Source organism: Vibrio sp. FE10, assembly GCF_030297155.1.
Classification (GTDB): domain Bacteria; phylum Pseudomonadota; class Gammaproteobacteria; order Enterobacterales; family Vibrionaceae; genus Vibrio; species Vibrio apostichopi.
Genome location: NZ_AP028068.1, coordinates 1249902 through 1276823, shown reverse-complemented (window position 1 = coordinate 1276823; position 26922 = coordinate 1249902). Strand labels below are relative to the sequence as shown.

At 44.1% G+C, this 26922-nt stretch carries 23 protein-coding genes and 2 pseudogenes; 9 read left to right on the top strand and 16 right to left on the bottom strand.

The features are described 5' to 3' along the window. The first annotated feature begins 226 nt into the window (after positions 1-226). Positions 227-670 (top strand): dCMP deaminase family protein, encoded by a 444-nt coding sequence (locus tag QUF19_RS22655; protein WP_102436457.1) that lies wholly within the window; start codon positions 227-229, stop codon positions 668-670. Positions 671-739: 69 nt separating this feature from the next. Here the strand turns inward: QUF19_RS22655 and QUF19_RS22650 are convergent, their stop codons facing one another. The 3 genes from QUF19_RS22650 to pepT all read right to left on the bottom strand — a co-directional run bounded on the left by QUF19_RS22650 (position 740) and on the right by pepT (position 3577). Further along, complete coding sequence (locus tag QUF19_RS22650; protein WP_286299691.1) at positions 740-1612, bottom strand: mechanosensitive ion channel family protein; 873 nt, start codon at positions 1610-1612, stop codon at positions 740-742. A 188-nt stretch (positions 1613-1800) separates the two neighbouring features. Continuing rightward, the gene (locus QUF19_RS22645; protein WP_286299690.1) at positions 1801-2268 is read right to left on the bottom strand and encodes a DM13 domain-containing protein; all 468 of its coding nucleotides are present in this window, start codon (positions 2266-2268) and stop codon (positions 1801-1803) included. Between the two features lie 76 nt (positions 2269-2344). Then, entirely contained in the window at positions 2345-3577 is a 1233-nt protein-coding gene (gene pepT, locus QUF19_RS22640) for a peptidase T (protein WP_286299687.1), read from the bottom strand. Positions 3578-3926: 349 nt separating this feature from the next. Here pepT and QUF19_RS22635 point away from each other — a divergent pair, with 349 nt between their 5' ends. The 3 genes from QUF19_RS22635 (at position 3927) to QUF19_RS22625 (ending at position 6420) form a co-directional block, all read left to right on the top strand. Then, a complete protein-coding gene (locus QUF19_RS22635; protein WP_198595871.1) occupies positions 3927-4073 on the top strand; it encodes a hypothetical protein in 147 nt (48 codons plus the stop codon). Positions 4074-4481: 408 nt separating this feature from the next. Beyond that, positions 4482-5474 (top strand): aldo/keto reductase, encoded by a 993-nt coding sequence (locus QUF19_RS22630; RefSeq protein ID WP_286303288.1) that lies wholly within the window; start codon positions 4482-4484, stop codon positions 5472-5474. Positions 5475-5685: 211 nt separating this feature from the next. Beyond that, entirely contained in the window at positions 5686-6420 is a 735-nt protein-coding gene (locus tag QUF19_RS22625; RefSeq protein ID WP_286299685.1) for an RNA methyltransferase, read from the top strand. Between the two features lie 96 nt (positions 6421-6516). Here the strand turns inward: QUF19_RS22625 and fdxA are convergent, their stop codons facing one another. Continuing rightward, on the bottom strand, positions 6517-6840 hold the full coding sequence (gene fdxA, locus QUF19_RS22620; protein ID WP_050650887.1) for a ferredoxin FdxA: 324 nt from the start codon (positions 6838-6840) through the stop codon (positions 6517-6519). Positions 6841-7098: 258 nt separating this feature from the next. Here fdxA and QUF19_RS22615 point away from each other — a divergent pair, with 258 nt between their 5' ends. After that, the gene (locus QUF19_RS22615; RefSeq protein WP_017098685.1) at positions 7099-8730 is read left to right on the top strand and encodes an NAD(P)/FAD-dependent oxidoreductase; all 1632 of its coding nucleotides are present in this window, start codon (positions 7099-7101) and stop codon (positions 8728-8730) included. A gap of 119 nt (positions 8731-8849) precedes the next feature. On the opposite strand, the gene QUF19_RS22610 is transcribed toward QUF19_RS22615, so the two are convergent. From QUF19_RS22610 to bluB, 3 genes are all read right to left on the bottom strand, one after another. Further along, positions 8850-10310 carry a hypothetical protein gene (locus QUF19_RS22610; protein ID WP_286299670.1) on the bottom strand — a complete coding sequence of 487 codons (1461 nt, stop codon included), beginning with the start codon at positions 10308-10310 and terminating at the stop codon, positions 8850-8852. A 199-nt stretch (positions 10311-10509) separates the two neighbouring features. After that, positions 10510-12165, bottom strand: coding sequence for an ABC transporter substrate-binding protein (locus tag QUF19_RS22605; protein ID WP_286299668.1), 1656 nt, complete (start codon positions 12163-12165; stop codon positions 10510-10512). A 136-nt stretch (positions 12166-12301) separates the two neighbouring features. Next, on the bottom strand, positions 12302-12958 hold the full coding sequence (bluB, locus tag QUF19_RS22600) for a 5,6-dimethylbenzimidazole synthase (RefSeq protein ID WP_286299666.1): 657 nt from the start codon (positions 12956-12958) through the stop codon (positions 12302-12304). 167 nt (positions 12959-13125) lie between these two features. On the opposite strand from bluB, the gene QUF19_RS22595 reads away from it, so the two are divergent. The 3 genes from QUF19_RS22595 (at position 13126) to QUF19_RS22585 (ending at position 15551) form a co-directional block, all read left to right on the top strand. Then, entirely contained in the window at positions 13126-14322 is a 1197-nt protein-coding gene (locus tag QUF19_RS22595) for a DEAD/DEAH box helicase (RefSeq protein WP_017109066.1), read from the top strand. A 113-nt stretch (positions 14323-14435) separates the two neighbouring features. Further along, positions 14436-14840, top strand: a complete 405-nt coding sequence (locus QUF19_RS22590) for a PPC domain-containing DNA-binding protein (RefSeq protein ID WP_286299658.1) — start codon at positions 14436-14438, stop codon at positions 14838-14840. Positions 14841-14927: 87 nt separating this feature from the next. Then, complete coding sequence (locus QUF19_RS22585) at positions 14928-15551, top strand: 3'-5' exonuclease (RefSeq protein WP_286299656.1); 624 nt, start codon at positions 14928-14930, stop codon at positions 15549-15551. A 97-nt stretch (positions 15552-15648) separates the two neighbouring features. On the opposite strand, the gene QUF19_RS22580 is transcribed toward QUF19_RS22585, so the two are convergent. Continuing rightward, on the bottom strand, positions 15649-16485 hold the full coding sequence (locus tag QUF19_RS22580; protein ID WP_286299655.1) for a DUF6279 family lipoprotein: 837 nt from the start codon (positions 16483-16485) through the stop codon (positions 15649-15651). A 303-nt stretch (positions 16486-16788) separates the two neighbouring features. Here QUF19_RS22580 and QUF19_RS22575 point away from each other — a divergent pair, with 303 nt between their 5' ends. Beyond that, positions 16789-16962, top strand: a complete 174-nt coding sequence (locus tag QUF19_RS22575; RefSeq protein ID WP_017077429.1) for a hypothetical protein — start codon at positions 16789-16791, stop codon at positions 16960-16962. Between the two features lie 84 nt (positions 16963-17046). Here QUF19_RS22575 and dbpA read toward each other — a convergent pair whose 3' ends face one another. The 8 genes and pseudogenes from dbpA to QUF19_RS22535 all read right to left on the bottom strand — a co-directional run bounded on the left by dbpA (position 17047) and on the right by QUF19_RS22535 (position 26909). Continuing rightward, entirely contained in the window at positions 17047-18426 is a 1380-nt protein-coding gene (dbpA, locus tag QUF19_RS22570) for an ATP-dependent RNA helicase DbpA (RefSeq protein WP_286299649.1), read from the bottom strand. 148 nt (positions 18427-18574) lie between these two features. After that, the gene (locus QUF19_RS22565) at positions 18575-19483 is read right to left on the bottom strand and encodes an aldo/keto reductase (protein WP_286299644.1); all 909 of its coding nucleotides are present in this window, start codon (positions 19481-19483) and stop codon (positions 18575-18577) included. A gap of 217 nt (positions 19484-19700) precedes the next feature. Then, positions 19701-20294, bottom strand: coding sequence for a hypothetical protein (locus QUF19_RS22560; protein ID WP_286299642.1), 594 nt, complete (start codon positions 20292-20294; stop codon positions 19701-19703). 210 nt (positions 20295-20504) lie between these two features. Next, positions 20505-21449 (bottom strand): PstS family phosphate ABC transporter substrate-binding protein, encoded by a 945-nt coding sequence (locus QUF19_RS22555; RefSeq protein WP_286299640.1) that lies wholly within the window; start codon positions 21447-21449, stop codon positions 20505-20507. Continuing rightward, a pseudogene (locus QUF19_RS22550) lies at positions 21449-22085 on the bottom strand (OmpA family protein). The gene QUF19_RS22555 and the pseudogene QUF19_RS22550 overlap by 1 nt, the downstream one beginning before the upstream one ends. Continuing rightward, a pseudogene (locus QUF19_RS22545) lies at positions 22085-23397 on the bottom strand (TolC family outer membrane protein). Before QUF19_RS22545 ends, QUF19_RS22550 begins: the two co-directional pseudogenes overlap by 1 nt. Positions 23398-23431: 34 nt before the next feature. Next, complete coding sequence (locus QUF19_RS22540; protein WP_139685348.1) at positions 23432-24757, bottom strand: HlyD family type I secretion periplasmic adaptor subunit; 1326 nt, start codon at positions 24755-24757, stop codon at positions 23432-23434. Continuing rightward, positions 24750-26909 (bottom strand): type I secretion system permease/ATPase, encoded by a 2160-nt coding sequence (locus tag QUF19_RS22535; protein ID WP_286299632.1) that lies wholly within the window; start codon positions 26907-26909, stop codon positions 24750-24752. Before QUF19_RS22535 ends, QUF19_RS22540 begins: the two co-directional genes overlap by 8 nt. Positions 26910-26922: the final 13 nt, after the last annotated feature.

Genomic DNA, 26922 nt, shown 5'->3' with positions numbered 1-26922 from the left:
CTAAAACGCTTTTAGTCGAACCCTTCGGGCAGCGTTTGCTGGTCATTTCTACTGCGTTATCGGCTTCTCATGTAGGCTAACTACACATCAAAGCCTCTGCCTTGTAGAAACACCCAGCAACTCGCTGCAAAAATCAGCTCGAAAGATCAACACGCCCTAGGTATATTGACTAACATCATGTATCTTCACACATAAGCATTCATATTTAATGACTAGGGTAATTCACATGATCTCAAAATGGGCTAAACGTTTTTATCAAATGGCTGAGCTTGTTGGTTCTTGGAGTAAAGACCCATCAACTCAAGTTGGCGCGGTGATCACCAAGCACAACCGTATCGTTTCAGTAGGTTTCAACGGCTACCCTCATGGCGTATCTGACAGTGCTGACACTGACGACCGTGAAATGAAATACCTCAAGACGCTGCATGCGGAAGAAAATGCGATCTTGTTTGCTAAGCGTGATTTAGACAGCTGCGAAATTTGGGTAACCCATTTCCCTTGTCCAAACTGTGCAGCAAAAATTATCCAAACGGGTATTTCTGCGGTTCACTGCCCAGAGCAAAGTGAAGATTTCCTTTCTCGTTGGGGGGATAAGATCAAAGTTAGCCAAGATATGTTCGAACAAGCTGGCGTACAAGTTGATTGGTTACCACTCGCTGAGCTGGATTAATCATTCACAAATAGCTAGACCCAAAATACAAAAAAGCCGAGAGTCGTATATTCGATCTCGGCTTTCTTTTTATTCAGACTTGCTAGCTTCTAGCACAGTATTAGTCACTGGGGGAAATGCCAACGCGTAAGCTTCCATGAAGTCTTTACGAATATCTTGCTCTAGATGAATCGCCTTTTCAGTCGGGCAGAAAATCATAAAATGCACTTCTTGCTCACCGGTAGAGCTGCTCGTGATATGAATATGAGGCTCAGAACCGGGAAGATCGACACCGGCATGTTTCTCGATCACACCATTATAACGACGGGCAACATCGATAAACTCTTCACAATGCTCTTCAATCTTCACGATAAGATCCGGCACCATTGGGTATAAGTTTACAAAGTCTTTTACCGTCACAAAAAAGTTGTGATAAACATAGCGCTTCATGAAGTTGAGGTTCTTTACCGGGTAAGTGAAGAACATGCTGTTAGGTAGCGTGGCTGTCTTACCAGTGAAGTGGTATTGCCCATGATACAAATCGATTTCTTGAATCACAGTCGCCATCAAATTGTGCTCAATCACCTCACCACTGATCTTCCCGACCTCAATCCAATCACCAATTCGAAATGAGCGAGAACTGGCACGCTGAATAGAGCCAGTGAAACAGAGAATGATCTCTTTTGAAGCCACGACTATCGCCACCGCAATAGCCGTAACAGACAGCGCAAATTCGCTGATTTCAGATTTCCACAGCACAAACAAAGTGACCATAATAATGGCAAACGTACCGTTCTTGGTGCGTGACATCCAATTACGTTGGTCTTCACTTAGAAAAGCGACATCACCACGGATTCGAGACAAAGTGATTCGTCGGATTATTAAAATAATGCCGATGATCAGTGCACTAAAAATAAACTTATGCGCGAGTAGGAAATCTATTACTTGCCACATCTTTTCCATTATTTATTCCTTTAGCATTACAACAATTAAGCTTTATAACGACGAGCATTAAAACAATTAGCCTATACAACGATTGGCTTTACAACAATGAGCTTTATAGCGACTGACGCAGCCAAGAAACACATTATAAAAAAGCGCTCAAAAATAGAGCGCTTTCTTTCATGCCTAAATCAGCTTAGGTAAGGCTATCATTTTATCTTGGCAGAAGTAATAAATTGGCCAAAAGTTTCACACCAAATCACAACCGTATTAAATCGATTAAGATCAGTACCTTCGGGAAGCTCAACCATAAACCGGTCAAATGTTTTCACATCTCCGACTCGAAGTAACTCGCTCTTGCTGTCATTGAATGCCTGTTCGGTTTCGATAAACTTAGGCGAGAGGTAAACCTTATAATCAGGCCCCGGTGCCAGTTCACCCTCAAAAGCGATTGCGCTTTCTGTCACCGATACCTTGCCTTCTCCCCAATGCAAGAAATCACTGTCTTGTCGATCTTTGCTGAACTCACTCGTATAAATAGCTTGTTGTGAGATCGCTTCAACCGAACTTGAAGACGGAGAATCAGGCTCAATCAAGATAGGCAGCGCATAAACACCAAGCCCAAAACCAACAGCACCCACGGCTAAGTGGGTGCAAAGTAAAACTAACTTTTTCATCGCGTACTCCCTTATGCTTAAAGAGAGTATTATTGAATACTCTCAAAAATACAAAGAGATATCGCGTTATAGGCTGCTATTTCTGATAATGCAGAGCAGTACGCTGAGACAGTTCAACAATCACTTTTACCGCTTGATCCATACCTTGGATGGTAATGAACTCATGAATACCGTGGAAGTTGTAGCCACCAGTAAAGATATTCGGACACGGTAGCCCCATAAACGATAAGCGAGCGCCATCAGTTCCGCCTCGAATAGGTTTGATCATTGGCTCAACATCGCACTCAATCATCGCTTGCTTGGCCAACTCGATAATATGTTGATGTGGTTCAACCATCTCTTTCATATTGAAGTAACTATCGGTAAGCACTAACTCAACACGACCTTTTTCTAGACGTTCGTTCAGTTCATCGACTTTCTGTTGCATGAATACCTTACGCGCCTCTACGCCTTCACGATCAAAGTCACGGATGATGTAACCCAATTCAGACCGCGCAACACCCATTTCAGCCGATTTCAGATGATAAAAACCCTCATAGCCTTCTGTGCATTCCGGTGTTTCTTGCGCAGGCATCATCAACTGGAACTGCGCTGCAATGTTCATCGCGTTGACCATCTTACCTTTTGCGGTCCCCGGATGAACATTTACGCCATGACAGATAACATCGGCGCTCGTGGCATTGAAATTCTCAAATTCCAACTCACCGACCGGACCACCATCAATGGTGTACGCCCACTCTGCACCGAACTTCTCAACATCAAATAGGTTAGCGCCACGGCCGATCTCTTCATCTGGCGTGAAACCGATGCAAATATCGCCGTGTTTGATTTCAGGATTCGCTTTTAGGTGAGCAATCGCACTGATGATTTCAGCGATGCCCGCTTTATTATCGGCACCCAGTAAAGTCGTGCCATCCGTCGTGATCAGGTCATGGCCATGCAGGACATCAAGGTCTGGGTATTGGCTTGGATTTAAACATTCGCCACTTGTACCTGATTCAATCGTTCCACCTTGGTAATCTTTAATCACCTGCGGTTTCACATTTGCACCTGAAGCATCAGGGGCGGTATCCATATGCGCGACAAAACCAATAGCCGGCACTGGGTAATCGACATTCGACGGCAGTTTCGCCATCAAATATCCATTTTCATCTAATGAAACATCAACTAGCTCTAATGCGATCAGTTCTGACTTTAAGGCTTCAGCAAACGTGATTTGACCCGGTGAACTTGGGCACTGCTGATTAGAAGGATCGGATTTGGTATCAAAAGTAACGTAATTCAGAAAACGTTCTACAAGCTTTTCCATAATTCATCTCACCATGGATTAAGTAATTGATTTACTGACTTAATACTTAATATAGGTAAGTATTTTATTGTTAGGGAATTACCTACGCAGAGTCAGTCGCGAGGCTTTTCATCTTACGCCCCTGACCATGTATGTAATTGCTCTAAATCATTATTGTGCGAAATTAGACAAGCTTCCTATACTTGAAATCAGAGGGTTTCGTCAGTTCAATATTGCATACGGATGATACGAGGTCGCTTTGTACGCATTCTACGCCCTCCGCTCTCAGCCTAAAAAAAGTACAAAGTGGATGATGATCACAATTTATCTTTGATGCAGAATCTGTCATACGTTACACGGAGACACAGTTATGACGATTAATAAGTATTTCATTTTCTCTCCTCAAGCCTCTGAGGAAACACTTCAACCAGTATTAACTGAGAAAGAAGTTCAAAGACAGGAAGCACTAAGGCACGCGCAAACCCAGGGTGGGCTTGATTCAAACGCGACCTCGTAACTTAATCAATACTCAGAACGTATTTATAGAACCCCTAAAAAAGAGCTCTACTTCACTTCGATGTAGAGCTCTTTTGTCTCTGACCCCTGCCCCATACCCATACCGTTCCATTAAAGCACCGAAACTATTAACACCTTGTTATCTATCACATCTTTTGTTTGTTGCTTATCAATAATCAAGCCGACTCATTCGTTGCATTGAGAAATGACTCATTAAACTTGCCCAATCCATACCTAGTCGTGTCATTTTGTGCTAATAATTCATATTCGTTTTCATTCCTCACTCGCCCTCTTTTCAAACACTTTTATGCGAGAACCAGAGAACTTAACCACAGGAATCCCGAATTCAATGGAATACTCAAAACTAGGAAGTAGTCAAATTCCCGTTTCCCGAATCTGTCTTGGTAGCATGACTTGGGGGCTGCAAAATACGCAACAGCAAGCCGACCAACAGATCGAATACGCACTAAGCCAAGGTATTAACTTTATCGATACGGCAGAGATGTACGCAGTTCCGCCTTCTCCTGATACCTACGGCAAAACAGAAGCCATCATTGGTAACTGGTTATCGCGCCATCCGCAGCGTCGCCAAGAACTGATCATAGCGAGCAAAATAGCGGGGCCTGGACTTCCTTGGGTTCGAGATGGTGGCCCGATAACAGGTGACGCCGTGATCGCATCAGTTGATGCATCATTAAAGCGCCTACAAACTGACTATATCGACCTATATCAACTGCATTGGCCAAATAGAACGACGCCTCACTTTGGCAAACAATTCCCAAATCAAATTCGCTTCAGTGATATCGACCGAAAACAGCATGAAGCGGAGATGTTGGAGATCCTTCAAGCGCTTGCGAGCTGTATTAAAGCCGGAAAGATTCGTCATGTCGGCCTTTCAGATGACACTACTTGGGGCATCAATACATACCTCAAACTGAGCGAAAAACACGATTTACCGCGTATGGTCTCTATTCAGAATGAATTCAGCCTACTGCACGGGAAAGACTGGCCATATTTGATTGAAAACTGCGTGCATGAAGATGTCGCTTACCTGCCTTGGTCGCCGTTAGCCGGGGGAATGCTCAGTGGAAAATACGTTGATGGGGCAAGACCGGAAGGCAGTCGCTGGACTTACATGCAACGCAAAGGCATTTTCCGCGACACTGAATCTGCCAATGAAGCAGTAAAAGGGTATGTTGAAGTCGCAAACACTCATGGATTTACACCAAGCCAGCTTGCATTGGCATGGTGTAACCAAGTCGATGGTGTTACTTCCACCATTATTGGCGCAACCACCATGGAGCAGTTGAAAGAGAACATGGCGGCTTTCAGTAAGCCACTGTCAGAAGAGATCCTTACTGATATCAACACCGTGTTTAAGCGCTACCCTGTTCCGTATTAAGCTGTAAGTTCACCTAGCCTTCACAGTTAACCTAACCTTCTCGGTTTAGCGAGACTTAGGTAAGTAAATCACATAAGAGCGCGCTATTTAGTGCGCTTTTCTTTTTTAAGTGGGTCGCTTTTGCTGTTTATGTGGATCGCATTGAGCTATCTCGCTTTTGGTTCTCCAACCTTTGCTCTATAATGCGCGGGCTTATATCTAGGATAAAAACATGATTTCAAAAAACCAATTAAAACTCCTTCGTGCTTTGGGCCAAAAGAAACAACGTAAAGCCAACGGCTTGTTTCTAGTTCAAGGTGAAAAGAACGTTCTTGAGCTGTTCAATAGTGACTTAGTCGTTAAGAACGTCTTTGCTACGGCTGATTTCTTATCTGAAAATCACGCATCACTGTTTGAGTTTGATTGTGTTGAAGCTTCGCTGGATGACCTGACGAAAGCGAGTACTTTGGTGAGTAACAATGCAGCGATTGCTGTTGTTGAGATCCCAACATTTGAACTGCCAAAAGCAACTGGATTGATGATTGCGCTCGACGGCGTATCTGATCCGGGCAACCTAGGTACCATTATTCGCGTGGCAGACTGGTATGGCATAAAACATATCGTTGCGAGCAGCGATTGCGCAGACCCATACAACCCGAAAACGATCAGTGCAACCATGGGCAGCTTTGGCCGAGTACACGTAAGCCAAACAGACTTACCTGAATACTTAGAGCAAGCGAATCTGCCTGTTTACGGTGCGTTCTTAGAAGGCGAAAGTGTTCATAAGACAGAGTTTACTGCCAACGGTATTTTGCTGATGGGCAGTGAGTCTCACGGCATTCGTGAGCATGCCGCTAAATACGTGACTGATAAAATTACGATTCCAGCATTCGGTGGTGCAGAGTCTCTGAATGTAGCAATGGCGACAGGTATTATTCTCGACAACATGCGTCGTCAGCATAGCTAAATCTCATAAGCTAACGAACCAGTCGACAGTGTTCAGATATTAAAAAGGCGTATTGATTAAATCAGTACGCCTTTTTATTTGAGTTCTTTTCAGCAATTACTTTTCTAGCATTGCCAACTTATCAGCGACACCATTCCACTTTTCAGCTTCATCCATCGGTGCTTTGACTTCCGTTTGTACCGGCCAGATTTCGGCAAGCTCGGCATTCACTTCAATAAAAATCTTTTGATCTTCTGGCAGTTCATCTTCTTGGAAGATCGCTTGAGCGTCGCATTCAGGTACACATAAACCACAATCAATACATTCGATTGGGTTGATTACCATGAAATTCGGGCCTTCATGGAACGCATCTGCGGGGCATACCGCCACACAGTCTGTGTATTTACATTGAATACAGTTATCGCCTACGACAAATGCCATGATGCTCTGCTCTATAAGTTAGTCAAAATTGAAGAATGGAGGATAATACTCATCCCAAGGCAAAATTCAACATCATACGGCTCTAATATCGTGTCTATTTGCTCCATGTTTCCAAATTAGTATGACAGATAAATCAATTTCTCGTAAAATGCGCGCCATTGTGAGCTTACTGCTTCTTTGAAACCTCGGCTTTTACACTCAGCTTTACAGGTTCAATATGCGGTCTAGCTAAGACACCTATAAAGACGAGACATCGAAATGATACGTTTAACCGAAATTAAACTCCCTCTAGACCACGAAGAATCAGCCATTCAAGACGCTATTGAAGCGAAGCTTGGCATTAATTCTGATCAGGTACTTTCTTTTAATATCTTTAAACGTGGCTACGATGCTCGTAAGAAATCAAAAATCTTACTTATCTACACGCTTGATGTTCTCGTTGAAAACGAAGCTGAGTTGTTAGAGCAATTCATTAGCGACCCGCACGTAAAAGTGACTCCTGATATGGAGTACAAATTCGTGGCTAAAGCGGTTGAGAACCAAACAGAGCGCCCTGTCGTTATCGGCTTTGGCCCTTGTGGTCTGTTCGCTGGCCTAGTGCTTGCTCAAATGGGCTTCAATCCAATCATCGTTGAGCGTGGCAAAGAAGTTCGTGAACGTACGAAAGATACCTTTGGTTTCTGGCGTAAGCGTACTCTGAACACTGAATCAAACGTACAGTTTGGTGAAGGTGGCGCAGGTACATTCTCTGACGGTAAGCTATACAGCCAAGTTAAAGATCCAAAGCACTACGGCCGTAAGGTAATCGAAGAATTCGTTGCTGCTGGCGCACCAGAAGAAATTCTATACGTAAGTAAGCCACACATCGGTACCTTTAAACTGGTTACCATGATCGAAAAGATGCGTGCTTCTATCATTGAGCTAGGTGGTGAAATCCGCTTCAGCACTCGCGTAGACGACGTTCACATGGAAGATGGTCAAATCACTGGCTTAACGCTTTCTAACGGTGAAGAGATTAAATCTCGCCACGTTGTACTGGCTGTTGGCCACAGTGCTCGTGATACGTTTGAAATGCTGCACGAACGTGGCGTTTACATGGAAGCGAAGCCTTTCTCTGTTGGTTTCCGTATCGAACACAAGCAAGCGATGATCGATGAAGCTCGCTTCGGTAAGAACGCAGGTAACCCTATCCTAGGTGCTGCGGACTACAAACTCGTTCACCACTGTAAGAATGGCCGCACTGTATACAGCTTCTGTATGTGCCCAGGTGGTACTGTGGTTGCAGCGACTTCGGAAGAAGGCCGCGTAGTAACAAACGGGATGAGCCAATACTCTCGTGCAGAGCGCAACGCAAACAGCGCAATCGTTGTGGGTATCGACCCAGAACGTGATTACCCAGGTGACGCACTAGCAGGTATCCGTTTACAACGTGAGTTAGAAAGCGCTGCTTATGTTCTAGGTGGCGAGAACTACGATGCCCCTGCACAGAAAATTGGAGACTTCCTGAAAGGTCGCGATCCAAGTGAAATCGGTGAAGTAAAACCATCATTCACGCCGGGTATCCACCTAACGGACATTTCAAAAGCTCTGCCTGATTTTGCTATCGAAGCAATTCGTGAAGCAATCCCAGCGTTCGAGAAGAAGATCAAAGGCTTCTCTACGCCAGACGGCCTACTAACAGGTGTTGAGACGCGTACGTCTTCTCCTGTATGCATCAAACGTGGCAAAGACTACCAAAGCATCAACCTTAAGGGCTTCTTCCCTGCAGGTGAAGGCGCAGGCTACGCAGGTGGCATCCTATCTGCTGGTATCGATGGTATTAAAGCTGCGGAAGCACTAGCACTGTCTATGGTAGAACAGAACCAAGCTGAGAAGATTGAGATCGCGTAAGTACTTTCGATAAAGCGAAGATAGATAGCAACCAAAACTAAAAATCCAGTGTCTTGTAGACACTGGATTTTTTATTGCATAAAGGCATCTAGAATTATTAAGTAACGACTTCGTCAGCGTTACTTACAAGTGTCTTTTGACCAATTCACACCATCATATGAACATTCAAATCGACTTGTTCCATTCTGATAATAGTAATTTTTAGTCCAGTTACCTTGAGAGTCTTTAGACGTTATCGTTTGAGTATAATCAAACGGGGTATTTTCAATGTACGCATATTTATGTCTATTCCAACTATCAGAGCCATACGACGCATTATCATTGAAATCTACTGATAGGTAATCTAGCGCATCAAAGTCACTGCGAGATACGTTATCCAATGTATCCCCTAGATCAACCCACTCCGGGTGTGGTGCGTTATTCTCAAAATTAAATTTCGCTTGTACCTGAGTAGACTGATCTTTGTAATCACCGACAATATCTGCCGTCAAGGTTTGCATAAAGCCCGCCCCAACGTCTTGACCAGAGCAACTTTCCCAATCAGGTTGTTGAGACCACCCACGGTTCATCACGCCAAAGGTAGCCAATGAGGTAGGCAGAACTTGCTGCTTGATGGTCTCTTGCACCGAACATGAATATTCCGTTCCATCGCTACTCAATGAGAACCAAGCTTCCTTGTCATACTCTAAGCCATTTTTCTTCTGGCCATTGCGCTCAATATGTTTATTTAAAACCAGTTCTGTCTGCAGATCAGCTGACACTTCATGTTCAATAACAATCAGCTTGTCAGCGGTCATCACTGTTTTAACTTTATACCACTTATTTATTTCGTTCTTCTTAGCGTAATCCCAATGCTCCCAGTAATAATCAACATAAGCTTGTTGGGCTTTTGGATTCTCTTTTTGAATCTCTTTGGTCTCTTGATACGACTTTTTGATAGCCGGCATCATTTTTTGCGCTAAGTCATAGAGCTCAGTATCTTGGTCTTTAACGAAATCACCGTACAAGTCCTCAACTGCGATGTTGTATCGATTGGCAATTCGGAAGTCATGCTCTTTCACATTTTGGATAATGCTATTTTGGGTGTTCACAGCTTGCTTCAAAGCTGAACAACTGTTTAAGCCACCTTTGTGCAAATCAGCTTGAATCTCGTTCCATAACACTGTGGTTAATGGTGTCGTTGACTTGATTTCTAAATCAGAACTCACCGTCATGACTGGCGGAAATACTAACTGATAAGGTTCAGTAATCGGCGAGTTTGGGCTATCCGCATCAATTGCGCCGACCGGTACATTCACTACGATTGGTGCGTAGTCCATACAGTCCGAGTTAGAGCCCGTTAAAGACAATTCATAGCTGCCTTCATCGTCTGTGATGCTGCTTGGTTCACCTTCATCTAACACACCATTATAATTGATGTCCAAAAACGCGGTCGCCCCTGAAATATAACCATCGATAGCCACACCTTGTAAGGTTTTTGTTTGAGGAGCGGGAGCACTGGAACTGCTACCACCGCCTCCTCCGCCACAAGCCGTAAGGCCACCAACGATAAGTGCGATAGAAATAAGCTTAAGTTTCATTCGATGAGATCCTAATGAAATAGATTAATAAGTAGAACTGTCATTGGGGGGATGACCGAGAATGACTTTTATAGTCATGATGAGTCATAGTAACGATTGGTATTTAAAAGAAACATGAAAGGGTGATAGGCAATTCATGCATGTTTTCATTTTGACCAAGACGCTATAAAAGAAGGGAATACACTCAAAAATAGATTAATTACTTCTCGCTAGAAGATATCCAAAGCTTGTAAAAATCGCTGTAGCCAGTTTTGTTTATCTCTACGCCATGAACCTCAACACTGTTAGACACCTTCTCTTTACCATGAAACAACGGACAAAGTAGCTTCTGTTGATAAAGCGAATGTTCAATTTGTTTCAACCTGTCAATTGGATTATCGCCACTGACGGCTGATCGAACTATCTCGCAATGCTCCTTCATCTCAGAGCTATTAAAAATAAATCTGAGTCCAGATGCAGCAAGTAACCAATCGTAAAGGCCATAATCTTTTGGCTGTTCAATAATTTCTTCGATAAATAACAGATCCGCTGACTCACTCATTGAGCTAGGGTCACTAATATTAGGAAGCTCAACGACTTCCATAGTGATGCCAGTCTTTGCAATAGTTTGCTGCAGCCAGTCCGCCATATCTTGAAGCAAAGGAATCGTCATTTTAGGTCGTGTTAATACAACGGTTCCCGTCAAAGTGGGAGTGAGGAGACTGCTCGTTAATTTGCTAGGCGAGAAAGACAAGTCGTCCGTCATCATATCGGCGTCAAACTCTTTACTGCTGGATTTGATAAACAATACCAAGCTGTCTAAGTCATCAGAGGTAATTCCTGAGCCTTCCCTGCGATTAACCGCAAGGTACGAAAGTGCATTGATAGTGGTTTCTTCTGCAACGCCAGATCTATTAAAACTCAGGGTGTGATCGTTTAGGCCTTCGATATCGGTGAGTGTTATCTGTTCTAACAAAGCATTTTGAGCAAAATAGCCACGATGACGTTTTAGAACGAGGCGTTCTTCGCTCCAATCGTCTAATGAGAAAGGACCCGTTCCCATATAGGCACTGCGCCCACTAGAGAAATACGTTCGCTTACAACGATAAATAGACGCGTGTGCACTACACAGCGCATATATAAACATAGGATTTGCATGTGCCAGCTCGATAGTCAGTTGTTTATCACCAACCACTTGAACATCACTGACCTGCTCAAATAAAGACTGTACAGGGCCATCGATACTTTTTAACCGTAACAAGCATTGAGCAACATCTTTCGCACTTAACGTATCGCCGTCATGGAATAGCACATTCGGCCTTAACCAAAAATGCAGAAAGCGACCTTCTATCTTCCAATGGTGTGCGAGGCTGGCTTGGGGGTTCCCCTCATGATCTTGAACTAATAAAGTATTGTAGATACTTCTTAATATTTGATGTTCAGCGATTCTGTATGTTCTAGCAGGTTCAAGATTATCAACCCACGGGTATTGAGTAATCAGCAAATGCTCATGCTGTTCATTGAACAGACTATGTTTTTCAGTCGCTAGTGTCAGTGCCTTTATCGCTGCTGCCCCATAGCTTTCTAGAAGGCGAGGAATAACGTTAAAGCGGCCTTGCTCTAACTGCAGCGCTAATACTTGCTCTAATGCTTCCGAGAAGCTAACCAAGATCTTAAATTGACTAAGTTTCCCTCTCCCTTTAGACGGAATCCAACAAATCCAGTGGTACTCAGATAAGCATTTCAGAACTATCGAGGTGTTTCTGCGCGAAGTCGACAGCGAATGCTCTAGATCATCGATCGTGAGATGGTACTCTTCACCTAATTCGTACTTTGTAGTGAGTTGTTGAAGTCTACGTAAGTTAGCGTCGTTCATTGGATTCCAGGCTAGAGCGGTGAATCAAGTGTCATTAATATCAGCACGGGTTTATAAATTCAACTTTATACTGAAATATCAGTAACGAGCTTTGGTATTTAATATCAATATATTACGAAGACATCAAAGCCTTGAATCACTCAGCTTTATTTGGATTCCATTTCCCTTCATGAATCGCTGAATTGACGTCTATTCTTGGTAACCAACCCATGGTTTCAAGTTCGGGTTTATCTTTGAAGTGGTCAACGTAACCAATACACAGGTACGCCACAATATCGATGTTTTCTGGTATATCTAACGCTTCTCGTAGTGTTGAGTCATGCAGGATACTCACCCACCCTAAGCCTAGGTTTTCGGCTCTTGCCGCGAGCCACAAGTTTTGAACCGCACACACGGTGCTGTACAGATCCATTTCTTGTTTGATGGTTCTACCCAACACAACCTTACCGGTTCGATTACGGTCGCAAGTCACGCAGATACCGATCGGTGATTCGACGATGCCTTCAAGCTTTAGACGCTTATACATCGTCTGTTTTTCATCGGTAAACATTTCCGCAGATTCTGCATGCGCTTGATTGAAGCCCGCTTTTATCTGATGCTTGGTTTCGATATCACGAACGACGACAAAATCCCAAGGCTGCATAAAACCAACACTGGGAGCATGGTGCGCTGCGGTTAGTACACGCATCAAAACGTCTTCTGGGATTTCATCAGGAAGAAACTGACCACGAACATCTCGGCGAGAAAAAATCGTTTTATATACTGCATCGCGTTCATTCGGTGTAATTTCCATACATCCCTGTCTTATCGTCGTCTTATTGAGCCAGTATTATCCAACTAAAGTGTCTATGTTACTAGCGGTACACAAGCAACATGGTAGAATGCCGCCATTAATCTTATCCTTGTATAAGATTGTTGAACCTTTCCATCGCTATTTAGCCAAATCATACCGAGAAACTTATGCCATTTTCCAAGCTTGGATTAAGCTCACCTATTGTTAAAGCCGTTGCAAAACAAGGCTATGAAAAGCCAACCTCTATTCAAGAAAAAGCAATTCCGATTGTGCTTTCTGGTAAGAACCTTATTGCTGCTGCACAAACAGGTACAGGTAAAACTGCGAGCTTTGTTCTCCCTATCTTAGAAATGCTAAGTAAAGGTGAAACACAACGTAAAAAACGTATTCGTGCTGTTATTCTGACACCAACTCGCGAGCTTGCGATTCAGGTTGAGCAGAACATCACTAAGTACGCGAAGTTCCTAAACCTAACATCATTAGCGATGTACGGTGGCGTGTCTTACCAACACCAGAAAGATCGTCTTATTGAAGGCGTCGATATTCTTGTGGCAACACCAGGCCGTTTGATCGATATGTACGGACAACGCGCCGTTCACTTTGATGAAGTTGAAGTTCTGGTTCTTGATGAAGCTGACCGCATGCTAGACATGGGTTTCATCGAAGACATCAACAAGATCATCGCGCGTTTGCCACAAAACATTCAAAACCTGTTGTTCTCAGCAACGCTATCAACGCCAGTTCGTGCGCTAGCGAAAAGCGCAATCAGTGAAGCGGAAGAGATTTCTATCGCCAAAACTGACGCATCTAAAGCGAACATCGAACAATGGCTAGTTACTGTAGATAAAGACCGCAAGTCGGCGCTATTAAGCCACATGATCACTGACGGTGAGTGGGACCAAGCGCTTATCTTTATCGAGACGAAACACGGCGCGGCTAAGTTAGTTGCTCAACTTGAAAAGCGTGGTATCGAAGCTGAAGCTTTCCACAGTGGACGTAGCCAAGCGATTCGTGAAAAGATTCTGGCTGATTTCAAAAAAGGTCGTCTAAAATATCTAGTTGCAACAGGTGTTGCTGCTCGTGGTATCGATATTGATAACCTAAGCCGCGTAGTGAACTACGACATCCCATTCCCAGCGGACGACTATGTTCACCGTATTGGTCGTACAGGCCGTGCTGATGCATCTGGTGAAGCGATCTCTTTCCTATCGAAAGATAACTTCAAGAACCTGTGTATTATTGAAAAACGTCTTGGTCACTTGATTGAACGTCGCGTTGTTGAAGGTTTCGAGCCACGCAAAGAAGTACCAATTTCAGTATTGAACTTCGTTCCTAAGAAGAAAAGAGAACAGCAACAAGACTAAGTAATTTCAACGACAGAAAATACAAAAGTCGCGTTAGTCAAAATGAAAATAAAACGAAGCCCACTGTGGCTTCGTTTTGTTCTTTGAAATACAAATAAAACTGAGGCCATAAGATGATCACTCCTATCGCAACGAGATTAACCCGTGGGCAAGACCTAAAGCTTGAACTCCAAAAGCTTGTGACTGCGCACAATATCTCAGCCGGCTCTGTAGCGTCGTGTGTCGGGTGTGTTTCTCAACTCAATATTCGTTTGGCTAATGCAAACAACACCAAGCTAATCAAAGCTCCGTTCGAAATTGTGTCTGTGATGGCGACTCTAACCCCAAACCATCAGCATGTTCATATATCCGTTGCTGATGAAAATGGCAATGTGATTGGTGGGCATTTGCTTGAAGGGACGATTATCGCGACCACGGCTGAATTGATAGTTCATCGCTACGAGACTTTGACCTTCAACAGAGAGCATGACGATTCGACGGGTTACACTGAGCTCACGATCAGCAGCAACACGCAATAGAACAACACTACGCAATAGATTGACCCGCAGCAGTACTAGCGCCCCATATAAAGCGATACAACTAAATAAATAGCATTAGGAAACACGATGGCTCCAAACTCCGCAGACTCCGTTATCGTTCTCGATTTCGAAACCACAGGCTTATCACCAAACATGGGTGACCGAGCGATTGAAATCGGTGCGGTGAAACTCGTTAACGGCGAAGTCGTCGACACCTTCCAGCAACTCATGAACCCAGGATTTCGTGTTAGCGGGTTCATTGAAAGCTATACTGGGATCAGTAACCGCATGTTAAGCGCAGCGGCCAGTTGCAGTGAAGTGATGGATGAGTTTGCAGACTTCATTCAAGACAGCCAACTTGTCGCTCACAATGCTTCATTTGATAAGCGCTTTCTTGATGCAGAGTTAGATAACATTAATCGAGACTACGATGGGCAGTTTGCCTGCTCAATGTTGATTGCTCGTCGTCTAATCCAAGACTCACCGACTCATAAGCTAGGCGACCTTGTGCGTTTCAAGAACATCGACAACGACGGCACTTTCCACAGAGCGTTAGCCGATTCAGAGATGACAGCACGGTTGTGGTTATTGATGATTGATGAATTGCAAAATGATCACGGCATTCAACAGCCGAGCTTTCAACTGATGCAGAAAATATCTAAGACCGCTAAAGGCTCTGTTCCAAAGCTGTTAATGAGCAATCGCAATTAAAGCTCTCAGCTACAAGCTACAAACCATAGAACGAAATAAAGGCTGATTCGTTTCACGAAATCAGCCTTATTGTATACGAGTGTTATTTAGAGCCGCCCTACTCCTGCAGTGCCACCAGCGTTGACTTGAGGCTCTCTAACTCGTTCATGAAATAAGACCATTGCTTATCACTACTCGCTGCCGCGATATCCACCAAAAACTTCGCTGATGTCTGCATATTCTTATCAAGCTTAGGCTCCAGTTCTTGCGGATAATAAGCTTCATTGTTCAGAAGCAGGTTCATAATAATTGGCTGAGCAATATGTAAGTCAGTCTTCTTTTTCATGAGAGTTGTAAGATCTTGGTAGGTGTTATTTTGATATTGGCGCCAGTTATCGTTGGTATTTACCCACTCTTGAGACCAAGTCAAAATAATCTGTTTTTGCTCTTTCGATACCGACCCTAGCCATCGCTCTAGCCTATCTTCTATTCGACTTCTATATCGCTCTCTCGAATCTTCATCATTCAATGATAATCTTTCTTCGTAATACTCTTGCTGCTTTTCTCTAAAGTTCTTTAAGAATTCGTTATCTTGCTCAGGGGTAAGCTGCATACTTAATGCGTAAATGTCGGGAGAAAACTTATTAACGATTGAGCGAATATGATTTTTAGTTTGTTCACTCTGGTCAATGATAAAAGCAGAGTTCATATCAGAACGGTCTAGATTTTGAATCGCTTCTAATTGCGAAATATACAGAGGTAGTTGAGTTTTTTTATGCCATTGCTGTAATAAGTCGAGGCGCTCTTCGAGCTCTGATTCTTGACTGTTGGATAGAGAAACAAAGTCTTCAATATAGCTAACCGCAAACCAGCTTATATTGTTGTAGGCAAATTTAGTCCCGCAACCAGCGAATACAAAACAGACTAATAAGACTAACCATCGACACTTTCTCATTTAACCCTCTCACGGTATTCAGCAAAGCCACAAATCCATTAACTCACCCTTTTAAGGTTAGCTCTAGTTCTTATAACGCTAATTCTAGCTCTTATAAAAGTAGCCTTAATAAGCAGTGACCGTAAAAACTTTGAGATAAATTGAGACTCAGACTTGCTAATCTAGCTATTTCGGCAAATGATTAAACTAAAAATAATTAATGGCAGTGATGTGACTTGATTTTTATTGCTCATTTGACGTAAAAGAACCCTATAAACGAATGGTTTATTTATTTTCAAATGATTAATATTTGGGAGGTAAGCTATGGCCGCTACTCCTCATTATACAAGCGAGTTAGAGTACGAGCTTTGTTATTTTGACGATGGAAGACTAACCACAATTACGATATCCGCTAATAATCGACAGGAAGCGATGACTTGGTATCTTAGCGAAGGAAGACATATCAACGATTTCTATTCGATCAGACCTGATGAATAAACGTTTGATACATTACTGACTGTGGAACACCCTTTACTGCATTATCACTAGCATGACTTAGCAGTAAAGGGAGACAATCTCGAATTACTTCAGAATTCGGGCGCGGAATTGGCGACCCTTCATTTTACCTGATTCGATTTTACCTAATGCTTTCTTAGCCATTGATCTTTCTACAGCAACGTAAGCACGCATCGCGAACAAGTTGATCTTACCTACTGACTTACCATCAATGCCGCCTTGACCAGTCAACGCACCAAGAATATCACCAGCGCGAAGTTTAGCCTTCTTGCCTCCATCAATTTGGATAGTAACCATGTTTGAGTAATATGGTTTAGCAATTGGTTTTGCTGGCATCTGAGACGGTTCGATTGGCATATCCATGTACTCATCAATTTGAGCAACACGGTGCATCTCTTTTTCGCTAAAGAAGCTGATAGCTACGCCTTTGCTTCCTGCACGTCCAGTACGACCGATGCGGTGTACGTGAACTTCAGGGTCGCGAGATAACTCAAAGTTGAACACAGCATCTAGGTTATCAACATCAAGACCACGAGCAGCAACATCGGTTGCAACCAAGATAGAGATGGTTTTGTTTGAGAACTGAACCAAAGCTTGGTCACGTTCACGCTGTTCCATGTCGCCATGAAGCTCGATAACGCTGAAGCCACGGTGGCTTAGTTCGTCGTTTACGTTCTGCACTTCTTTCTTAGTGTTACAGAACACAACCGCAGATTCTGGTTGATGATGAAGAAGCAGTAGCTCTAGTGCGTCATCACGAGCTTCAGTACCTTCAACTTTGTAGAAGTGTTGTTGGATGCTTGAGTGATCGTGCGTTGATTCAACCTTCACCATTTCTGGGTTACGCATAATGCGGTCTGCAACAGATTTAATCTGTTTAGGGAAAGTCGCACTGAACAATAATGTTTGGCGATCTTTCGGAGCCGCTTCAATCACTGCATCCAAAGCATCTTGGAAGCCCATTTCCAGCATGCGATCGGCTTCATCTAACACAAGTGTGTTCAACTCAGACAGGTCAATACGCTCTTTCTCTAGGTGGTCAAGGATACGACCAGGAGTGCCCACAAGAATGTGTGCGCCATGCTCTAGTGAACCAATCTGTGGTCCCATTGGCATGCCGCCACAAAGTGTCAGCACTTTAATATTGTGAATACCACGAGCAAGAGTTCGGATCTCTTTTGCTACTTGGTCTGCAAGCTCACGAGTCGGACATAACACTAAAGACTGAACACGGAAACGCTTAACGCGTAGGTTCTGCAGCACGCCTAAACCAAAAGCAGCTGTTTTACCTGAACCCGTTTTACCCTGACCGATAACGTCCTTGCCATTTAGGATAGTAGGAAGACTTAACGCTTGGATCGGCGTCATTTCAGTATAACCAAGAGAATCTAACGTATTTAGAAGCTCTGGTTTAAGGGCGATTGAAGAGAATTTTGAAGTGCTCAATGGAAATATCCAACTGGTGAAAAACAGAGTGCATTATGAGTGTTTTTGAAAAATATTCCACTCTAATCACAGTTTTGAAGAAACATGTTAGGCGAACACAAAAAAGCCAGCTTTATTAGCTGGCTTTTGCTTCTATACGAATTGCTTTCTATGGCACACCGTGGCCTTTAGATGCAACCCATACGCGATACCATTGCTCGCGAGTCAGTTCGATTTTCAGTGCATCAACGGCCGTCTTCACACGTTCAATCTTACCTGAGCCAATAATCGCAATTGGGTTAGACGGTAAACGACGAACCCAAGCGTAAATCACTTGATCAATGCTGTCTGCACCCACTTCTTGGCGAATTGCTTCTAGCTCATCACGAACGCGAATCGCTTGTGCGGAATCGCCACTGAAGATGCTACCACCACCGAGACAAGACCACGCCATTGGACGAATACGGTTCATCTGCAGTTGATCCAGCGTACCATCATGTGCAACTTCGAAGTTCAATGGGTTGATTTCAACTTGGTTAGTCACCAGTGGCTTACCGAGTCGAGATTGCAGTAAGTCGAACTGGCACGGTGAAAAGTTAGAGACACCGAAGTGCTTAACTTTGCCGACCTTATGCAGTTCAGCGAACGCTTCTGCTACTTCATCTGCATCCATCAGTACATCTGGACGGTGAATAAGTAAGACATCAAGTTCGGTTACACCCAAACGCTCTAGAGAATTATTTACTGATTGGTAAATATGGTGCGCGCTAGTGTCATAGTGATTGATCTTGCGATCAGGAGTGTGGTCACCACACAAGTTGATGTCGCACTTGGTGACGATTTGGATATCATCACGAAGGCTTGGCTCAAGCGCCAATGCTTCACCAAACAACTTTTCACATTGGTAGTTACCGTAAATATCCGCGTGATCAACAGTTGTGATACCAAGATCAATGTGCTGCTTCAGGAAAGTCAGGCGTTGTTGCGGGGTCATACCCCATTCTGCTGTACGCCAGTATCCTTGCACCAACTCAGAAAATTCTGGGCCTTGTGGCGCTGTCGTTACTCTTGCAACCATGGGTTGTCTCCTTTATCAATACTGAACGTATCCTAAGCTCGTTTTACCGAAGGCTCAACGTATAACAAATGGCAAAGGTAAACGCTTACTAAAAATGTGAGAGCCACAGAAAAACGAACACTTAAATAAATAATAGCTTGCTGTCTGCCCGTGAACCTTTATTCCAAAAGGCTTGTTGACTCTAATGAATTACGAAACCATCTATAAATTTGAGCAATTAGAAGCGATTTAGTTCAACCGTTAAATTGTCACCATCACTATGCAGCTGAATCCAAGGAGCTGAAGAACGAGAAGAAGATGAGGAAGAATTAGGCACATTCCATAAACTCTTTTGCTCAGAGGAATTATGTGGTGCATTGATGAATTCGACGAGTTGTTTATCTACCTTATCGTAACCAACGCCCTCACGTTTCGCTTGTTCAAGTTGAGCGACGACATCGAACTCATCCTCCCCAATGCTAATTGAGCTGAGAGCAAAGCCATCTTGGCGAAGGTATGCCTGAAGCTTTGTGTAACTAAGGTTCGAATATGGCAGGTTAAGGCGAACCACCTCTACGCTTGAGTCACCCAACTCCAGTTCAACATAAACATCCAAATCGTAATATTGAGTGAGGTCACTGCACAACAGAGTGCCTTCAACTTCGCCACAATCCATGAGATCGATATCGTTAATATAGTTTTGAGAACTTGGCTGAACAGAACTTGTATTGAATACCGTTCGCAACCACCAGCTTTCACTCGCTTGCGCAGAGAATGAAAGGGTATTCAGAACCAATAACAAAGGTAGGATTAAGACAGGAAGAGTTCTCATTAATTGTGCTTATTCGCGCGGTATGAAGCGCCCATTATACGTGACCAATCAACAAACAACCGCTCAAGGCACAAATTTTAGGCGAAAAAAAACGGGCATACATGCCCGCTAGATAAATTCTATCGCCGAATAACGTAATCCGTCACGTTGAGAACCATTACGGAACTAACAATACCATTCCGACGACCCACATACAATACATCGTACTAATTATTTATAGCCGCCTTCGATTGCAGGCTCTTCAAGTGATAGCCTAACTTTATTCCGTTGGATTGCTTCTGGCGGCAAACTGATGAAACCATATTGGTTCAACACACCTTGATGTTCTTCCGACAAAGTCAGCCCAACAAAGAACTTCTCTTGTTCCGTAAAGCCTTTGCGATGCGCTGGAATATTCAGGTACATATAGTAAACCGTAGCTAATGGGTAACGACCAGAGAGGATCGTCTCTTTGTTTAAGTCGTAGTTCACACCTAGATTATCAACCACACTCAGCCACTTCACATCTGAGATTTGATCTGAGTAGACGGTATAACCAATGGCGGCATCCTCGTCTTCAATCTTGTTAATCAGATCCGGCAGATCCGCTAAGAATTGAGTATTCGCATATTCGCCATCAACTCCACACTCGACCCAACTCGAAAAGGTGGTATGGCCTTGCAGATTGTGGTCGATAGCGAAAGGCAACATGTGTGTGTCTAGGCTTTCTCCGTCACGAGTGTCACTGCTTGGCGTCCATTTCGGATGCTTAGGGTCGCTAGAGCAACCAAACACATCGATAAGTTCAGCAACGCTGATGGATGTGGCTGGGTTATTCTCATTCGCCAGAATCGCTATTACGTCTGCGGTAAACATCAGCTCGGTCGGCCTGTAGCCATAGCGCATGTCGAACCTAGCCATCTCTTTGTCAGTCCACTTTTTGGAAGTAATACCAACACGTGAACGTTGCATGATCATCTGCTCAGGGACACTGTCACTCAACAAGATCTCTAAGTCGATCTCTTGGCTCTTAAGCAAGTCTTCAACAAGGCCCTGCATGTTCGGTTCAATCGCGACCAAACCAATATCACTGGCGTCATTCGCTAACGTTGATACTGAGAATAACGCAGGTACAGCAGCAAGCAGTAAGCCCGATTTATTAGATAGACGTTTCATTACTGGCCTCCTACTGGGTCAATCGATGTCTTAGATTCAACATCGCTATTGCTGTCGAGCTGCATCTCTGAGGTAAAGATATTCCAAGATGGATTCACTTCCATGCTCTCTGTTTTTAACACCGCAATGGTTCTACGCTTACGCTTGTGAAGGTGCTGGGTTAAGCTGGTTATCTGAGTAAATTCTTGTTCGAAGATTCGCTCCCCATCAATGCCTCTGTCAATCAGAGCGTCTCGAATCACGCCAGTCCTTTTCTTGGCCAATGCCTTATTATAAACGTTGGTACCTTCTGAACTGGTGTCCCCCACTAAGGTAACGGAGGCGTCTGGTTGCTCACCCAGTAAACGCACTAACTCGTTAAGAACGGCTGTGTTCTGGTTTAAGTACATATTTATCGAAATCGAATGCCACGCTTAAGACCTCAACGTCTTCGACAATTTTCCAGTTTGCACACCCTTTAATGTCTACCGTCACACCTTCTGGGGTATCAGCACAAAGGTCTCGTTGGTTAATCACACCGTCACGGTCATCATCCGCCAGATCATCAATTTGATGACGAGTCATTGTCGTATCGGGCGTTTCTGCACACCCCATCAGCAAGATAGAACTAAGTAGCGCTAGTTTAAAATGTCTCATTACTTGTTCTCCCCTTGCCATTCTTCTGGGTGTTCAACCCTCAATGCGTAAGTCAACATGCCCATAGCATTCAACACTCGGTATGCCGCTAACGTTTGATCGTATTCAGTGCTGATAAAGTTTCTTCGAGCCAAGAATACTTCCACTTTTGCATCGAGCACATCCAGTAGGCTTCGTCTGCCTACATTAAATTGTTGGATATAACCAAGCTCTGCAATTTTTGCTGCATCCACGTTTTGTTGAAAAAGGGACTTTTGTTGTTCAAGCATCTTGTAGGCGTTCCAAGCGAGTTGAGTGCCCTCTTTAACCTCACGCTCAGTCCTTAATCTGATCGCTCTTGCTTCTTCAACTCGCCACGCGATGATTCCACGCGAGAGTCGGTAGAGAAGCCATTAAACAAGTCGTAATCCATGGTCAACATGATACGAGCATCTTCATCAACACCACCCGGAGGGTTAGACACGTTGTCATTCTTGTTGGCGTGAAGCTCGAGTTTTAGTTCTGGGTAGTAATCACCTTTCTCGCGGCGCATTTCTTTACGAGCGGCATCGATATCAAGCAAAGATGCTTGGATTTCAGGGTGATTCTCGACAGCCTGTTCAAGCGCGACCTGTGCTGAGCTTGGTAACAAAGCATAATCAAAACGTGGATAAACCAAGTTCACAGCAGGCTTGCCTACTAAGCGTAGGTACTGAGTTTGTAAATCAAACAGGTTGTTCTGAGCAGCGATTAATGAAGATTGCGCCGTCGCAACACGGGCAGAGATCTGAGCCAGATCCGAGTTACTGCTCAAGCCTTTGCTCTTCTTGTCTTGGATATCTTGATAGATCTCTTGGTGTTCTTTTACGTTACGCTTAGACAGTTCAAGTAACGTCTCTGCCTTAAGAATATCGAGATAGTTTCTCACCACATCTAACGAGACGTTTTCAGCTCGCGAAATCAAAGTTAGACGCTCAGCTTCCGCTTCGAACGTTAATCGATCGACATTCGACGTCGTTTTAAAACCGTCGAATAGTAACTGAGATACCTTAACGCCAATCTCTGTTCGCGTTAGCCCACGGTCATCACTGTCGAGTTTACTGCCGCTGTTATAGCGCGTCTCTTCATAACCTGCCGCCGCGTACAAATTGACTTGAGGCATATACAAACCACTTGCAGCATCTCCGTCTCTGACAACCGATTGGTATCGGGAGTATTGCGCCAATATCTCTGGGCTATAGTCGATGGCAAAGGCCACGGACTCTTCTAATGAGGCTGCTTGAGACAGCCCGCTCATGAGTAAGCAAGAAGAGAGTAAGAATTTTGAATGCATTACACTTCCTTTTATATTTATGCTTTAACCCACTTCATCGTTCGCGAAGTGAGTTTTCCTTAGCTCGTAAAATAGGTTTTAACCAATAACTCAATACTGTTTTTTCTCCGGTCAAGATATCAACCGCGACTTGCATCCCTGGGATAATGCTAAAGGCAGAGTTTTGTTGTTGGTCTTCGTTTAACTGAATATGGGCGCGATAATAGGCATTACCGTCTTCTGTTTGTAAGGCATCGGCACTCACATAAGTGACTTTACCTTTCAGGCCACCATAGATAACAAAGTCATACGCAGTGAATTTAACGGTGGCACCTAATCCATTATGAACAAACGCGATATCTTGCGGAGAGATCCTCGCTTCAACAATCAAATCACTGTTTGATGGAATGATCTCAATAATCGGCTCGCCGGGACGAACAACACCACCAATAGTACGAACGAATATCTCTTTCACCGTACCGTCAACTGGCGCTAAGATTTGAGTTCGTTTCAGTTGGTCGGCAATAGCTTGTTGGCTTTCATTCAATTGCGCTATTTTGCTAGCAACTTCGTTCAGCTGGCCTTGTACTTTGGCGCGAAAATCTAACGCGATGCTGCGGTGATCGGCTATCGATTCTGAGTAAGCAGCAATCTGTTTCTGAGCCGCCACTTTTGAGCTAGCAATATCGCCTTTCAGCTTGACCACATCACGGTTCAGTTTCAGCAGCTCAACTTCTGCAACCGCACCGCTAGCAACCACATCTTTCAACATGTTGCGCTCTCGAATAACGATATCGAGGCTACTTTCTAAAGTCTGAATATTATTGAGCGTATCGACACGCGCTTGGTCTTGTTGCTCAATGCGGAGTGCCGCCTCTTCCAGTTCCGATTTCAACTGACCTAAACGTTCTCGATAGTTGGCTTTGGCGTTCATTAATGCCGGATGGCTCGATACATCGATGACAATATCTTGTGGCACCAAGACCACTCGTTCAAACCACTCTTTTGCATCGTTATTTAAAACAACTGTCGACAGCTCTGCTTTCAATCTTAATTGTTGGGCCAGTAAGGTATCCGCTTGTTGAGCCGACTCTAAAAAAGCCGCTTTAAAACGAGTATCTTCCAACTTAGCCAGAGGTTGGCCTTTCACGACAGATTGGCCTTGTCTTACCATGATCTCTTGAACTAGACCGCCTTCTAAGCTCTGAATCGTTTGTACTGAAAGACTCGGCACAACTTTACCTTCACCGATCACCACCTCTTCTAATGTTGCCCATGTCGCCCAACCGATGATAGACACAATCAATAACGCACTTAGCCAAATCAGCTTGCGAGAGCGAAACGCCAAGTGATTGTTGGTCCATTGAATATCATTACTCATGACGACCTCCCTTCACCACTGAAACCGTCTTAAAACGACTTGTTCCTTTCGGAGCGCTTTTCTTCTGTAGAGAGAGGATGTCTTTTGGCTCACCCTCAGCCACGATCTGGCCTTTATCCAACACAATCACTCGATCACACATCATCAAGAAAGAAGATTTATGCGAACTGATCAGCATGGACGTTTCTCTCGGCATGCTTTGTAGTGCATTGAAGAACTGTATTTCAGCTTGGTTATCTAACGCGCTGGTCGGCTCATCCATGATCAATAGCTTTGGACAACGATAAAGCGCCCTTGCGATAGCCACAGCTTGGCGTTGGCCCCCTGAAAGCAATCGGCCACCTTCACCAACTGGCGTTTCTAAGCCATTGCTTAAGCGTCCCATATAACCATTCAAACCCGACTGTTGTAGAGCTTGTCTCAACTTCTCCTCATCAACGTTAGTCGCCCCAAGGGTGACGTTATCGTAAACACTGCCGAAGATAAGATTAGTCGTTTGCCCTACCCAACCCATGCCACTGCGTAGCACACTGGTTGGCCATAATTGCCCATCGATGTCTTGATAGAATGCTTGTCCTGTTGTGGGTAAATACTGGCGAGCAACAATCGATAAAAGCGTGGTTTTTCCTGCACCAGCGGCACCAACAAGGCCAACTCGCTCACCCGGTTTTATCTCCAAAGAAATTTCCTTTAGCGCTGGGCTTTGAGTCTCTGGATAAGTAAACGTGACTTCATCTAGCCTAACCCCACCGTCAAAGTCACCCTTATCAATCACTTGATGCTTAGATTCTTCTTGCGGTAAGTCCATGATCTGATTCAGACCTTCAACTGCAGAACGGGTTTGTTGAAACCTCAGCAATAGAAGAGAAAGCTGGTTCACTGAGCTCGCAGCACGTCCACTCAACATCACCACCGCTATCAAACCACCCATACTCAGCAAGCCTTCAGAGATCTGATACACACCAAAGATGATCAGAGTGATGGTAACGATCTGCTGACTCGACTGAATGGAATGCGTCACGATATTAGAGTAGTGACGAGATTGAGTCTGCCATTGAGAGAGCGATGAAATAGTCTGTTCCCAACGCTTCTGAGTAATTCCTTCAGCATTGTTTTGCTTGATATCCGGAAGGGTTGTTAAGCAATCAAACAGCTGTGCTTGTCTTTGTGTCGACAAACGTGCGGTTTCATCGAATGTTTTCTCGACTTTACCTTTCATCGCAATGCTCAGCACAATCAATACCAACATGATTGCGACTGGGATGAACATCATCGCGCCACCGAGCCAACCAATAAGGAACAGGAACAGCAAAGTGAATGGTAAGTCGACTAACGTGACCAAAGAGATGGAGGTGAAGAAATCTTTCACGCTATCGAAATCTTGAAGCTGTCTGGCAAAGGCGCCTACCGATTGCGGTCGGTTTTCGAGCTTCATACCGAGCACTTTAGAGAACAGTTGAGAAGACAACTTGTTATCAATATAGCGCCCAGCCATGTCAGTCACAGAGCTTCGTGAGCTTCTCAACACCCAATCAAAAATAACGACAATACCAACGCCTGCCGCCAGAACCCAAAGCGTGTTAAACGCTTGGTTTGGCACCACGCGGTCGTACACATTCATGGTAAAAAGAGGCACAACTAGCGCGAGCAAGTTGATCAAGAATGAAGCGATAAACAGGTCTCGATACCAGGGTTTCACTTCTTTGACGACACGCCATAACCAACGGGTGTTGGATTTATTCTCGCTGCGTTCATGGGATGGAACACGCGCATCATCAAGAGCTTGAGCTCCCACTTGCCACACATACGATTCGACTTTAGCAACCAAGTCTTTTAACGATGTTTCTTGGCTTGAGTTGCTTTCACAATCCAATACTTGAAAGTCGCCACCGGAGCCTTGAGTGACGACAACGGGACTCCCTGTCGCAGAATTAACAGCAACAACGGGGAACTGACATTGAGTCAGTAATTCTTTTTTAACGTGGCTCAAAGTTAACCCCGATTTCTCAATCGCTCTTGGGAAAAGGGATTCATTGAGCCTTCCTTTATCTAAAGGTAGGCCAGACACTATTTTGGAAGGATGGCTGCGAACATTAAAATGCTCACACAACCATTCGACACAACCTAGCCAGCTGTCTTTTTGTTCTACCAATCTAAACTTCCTT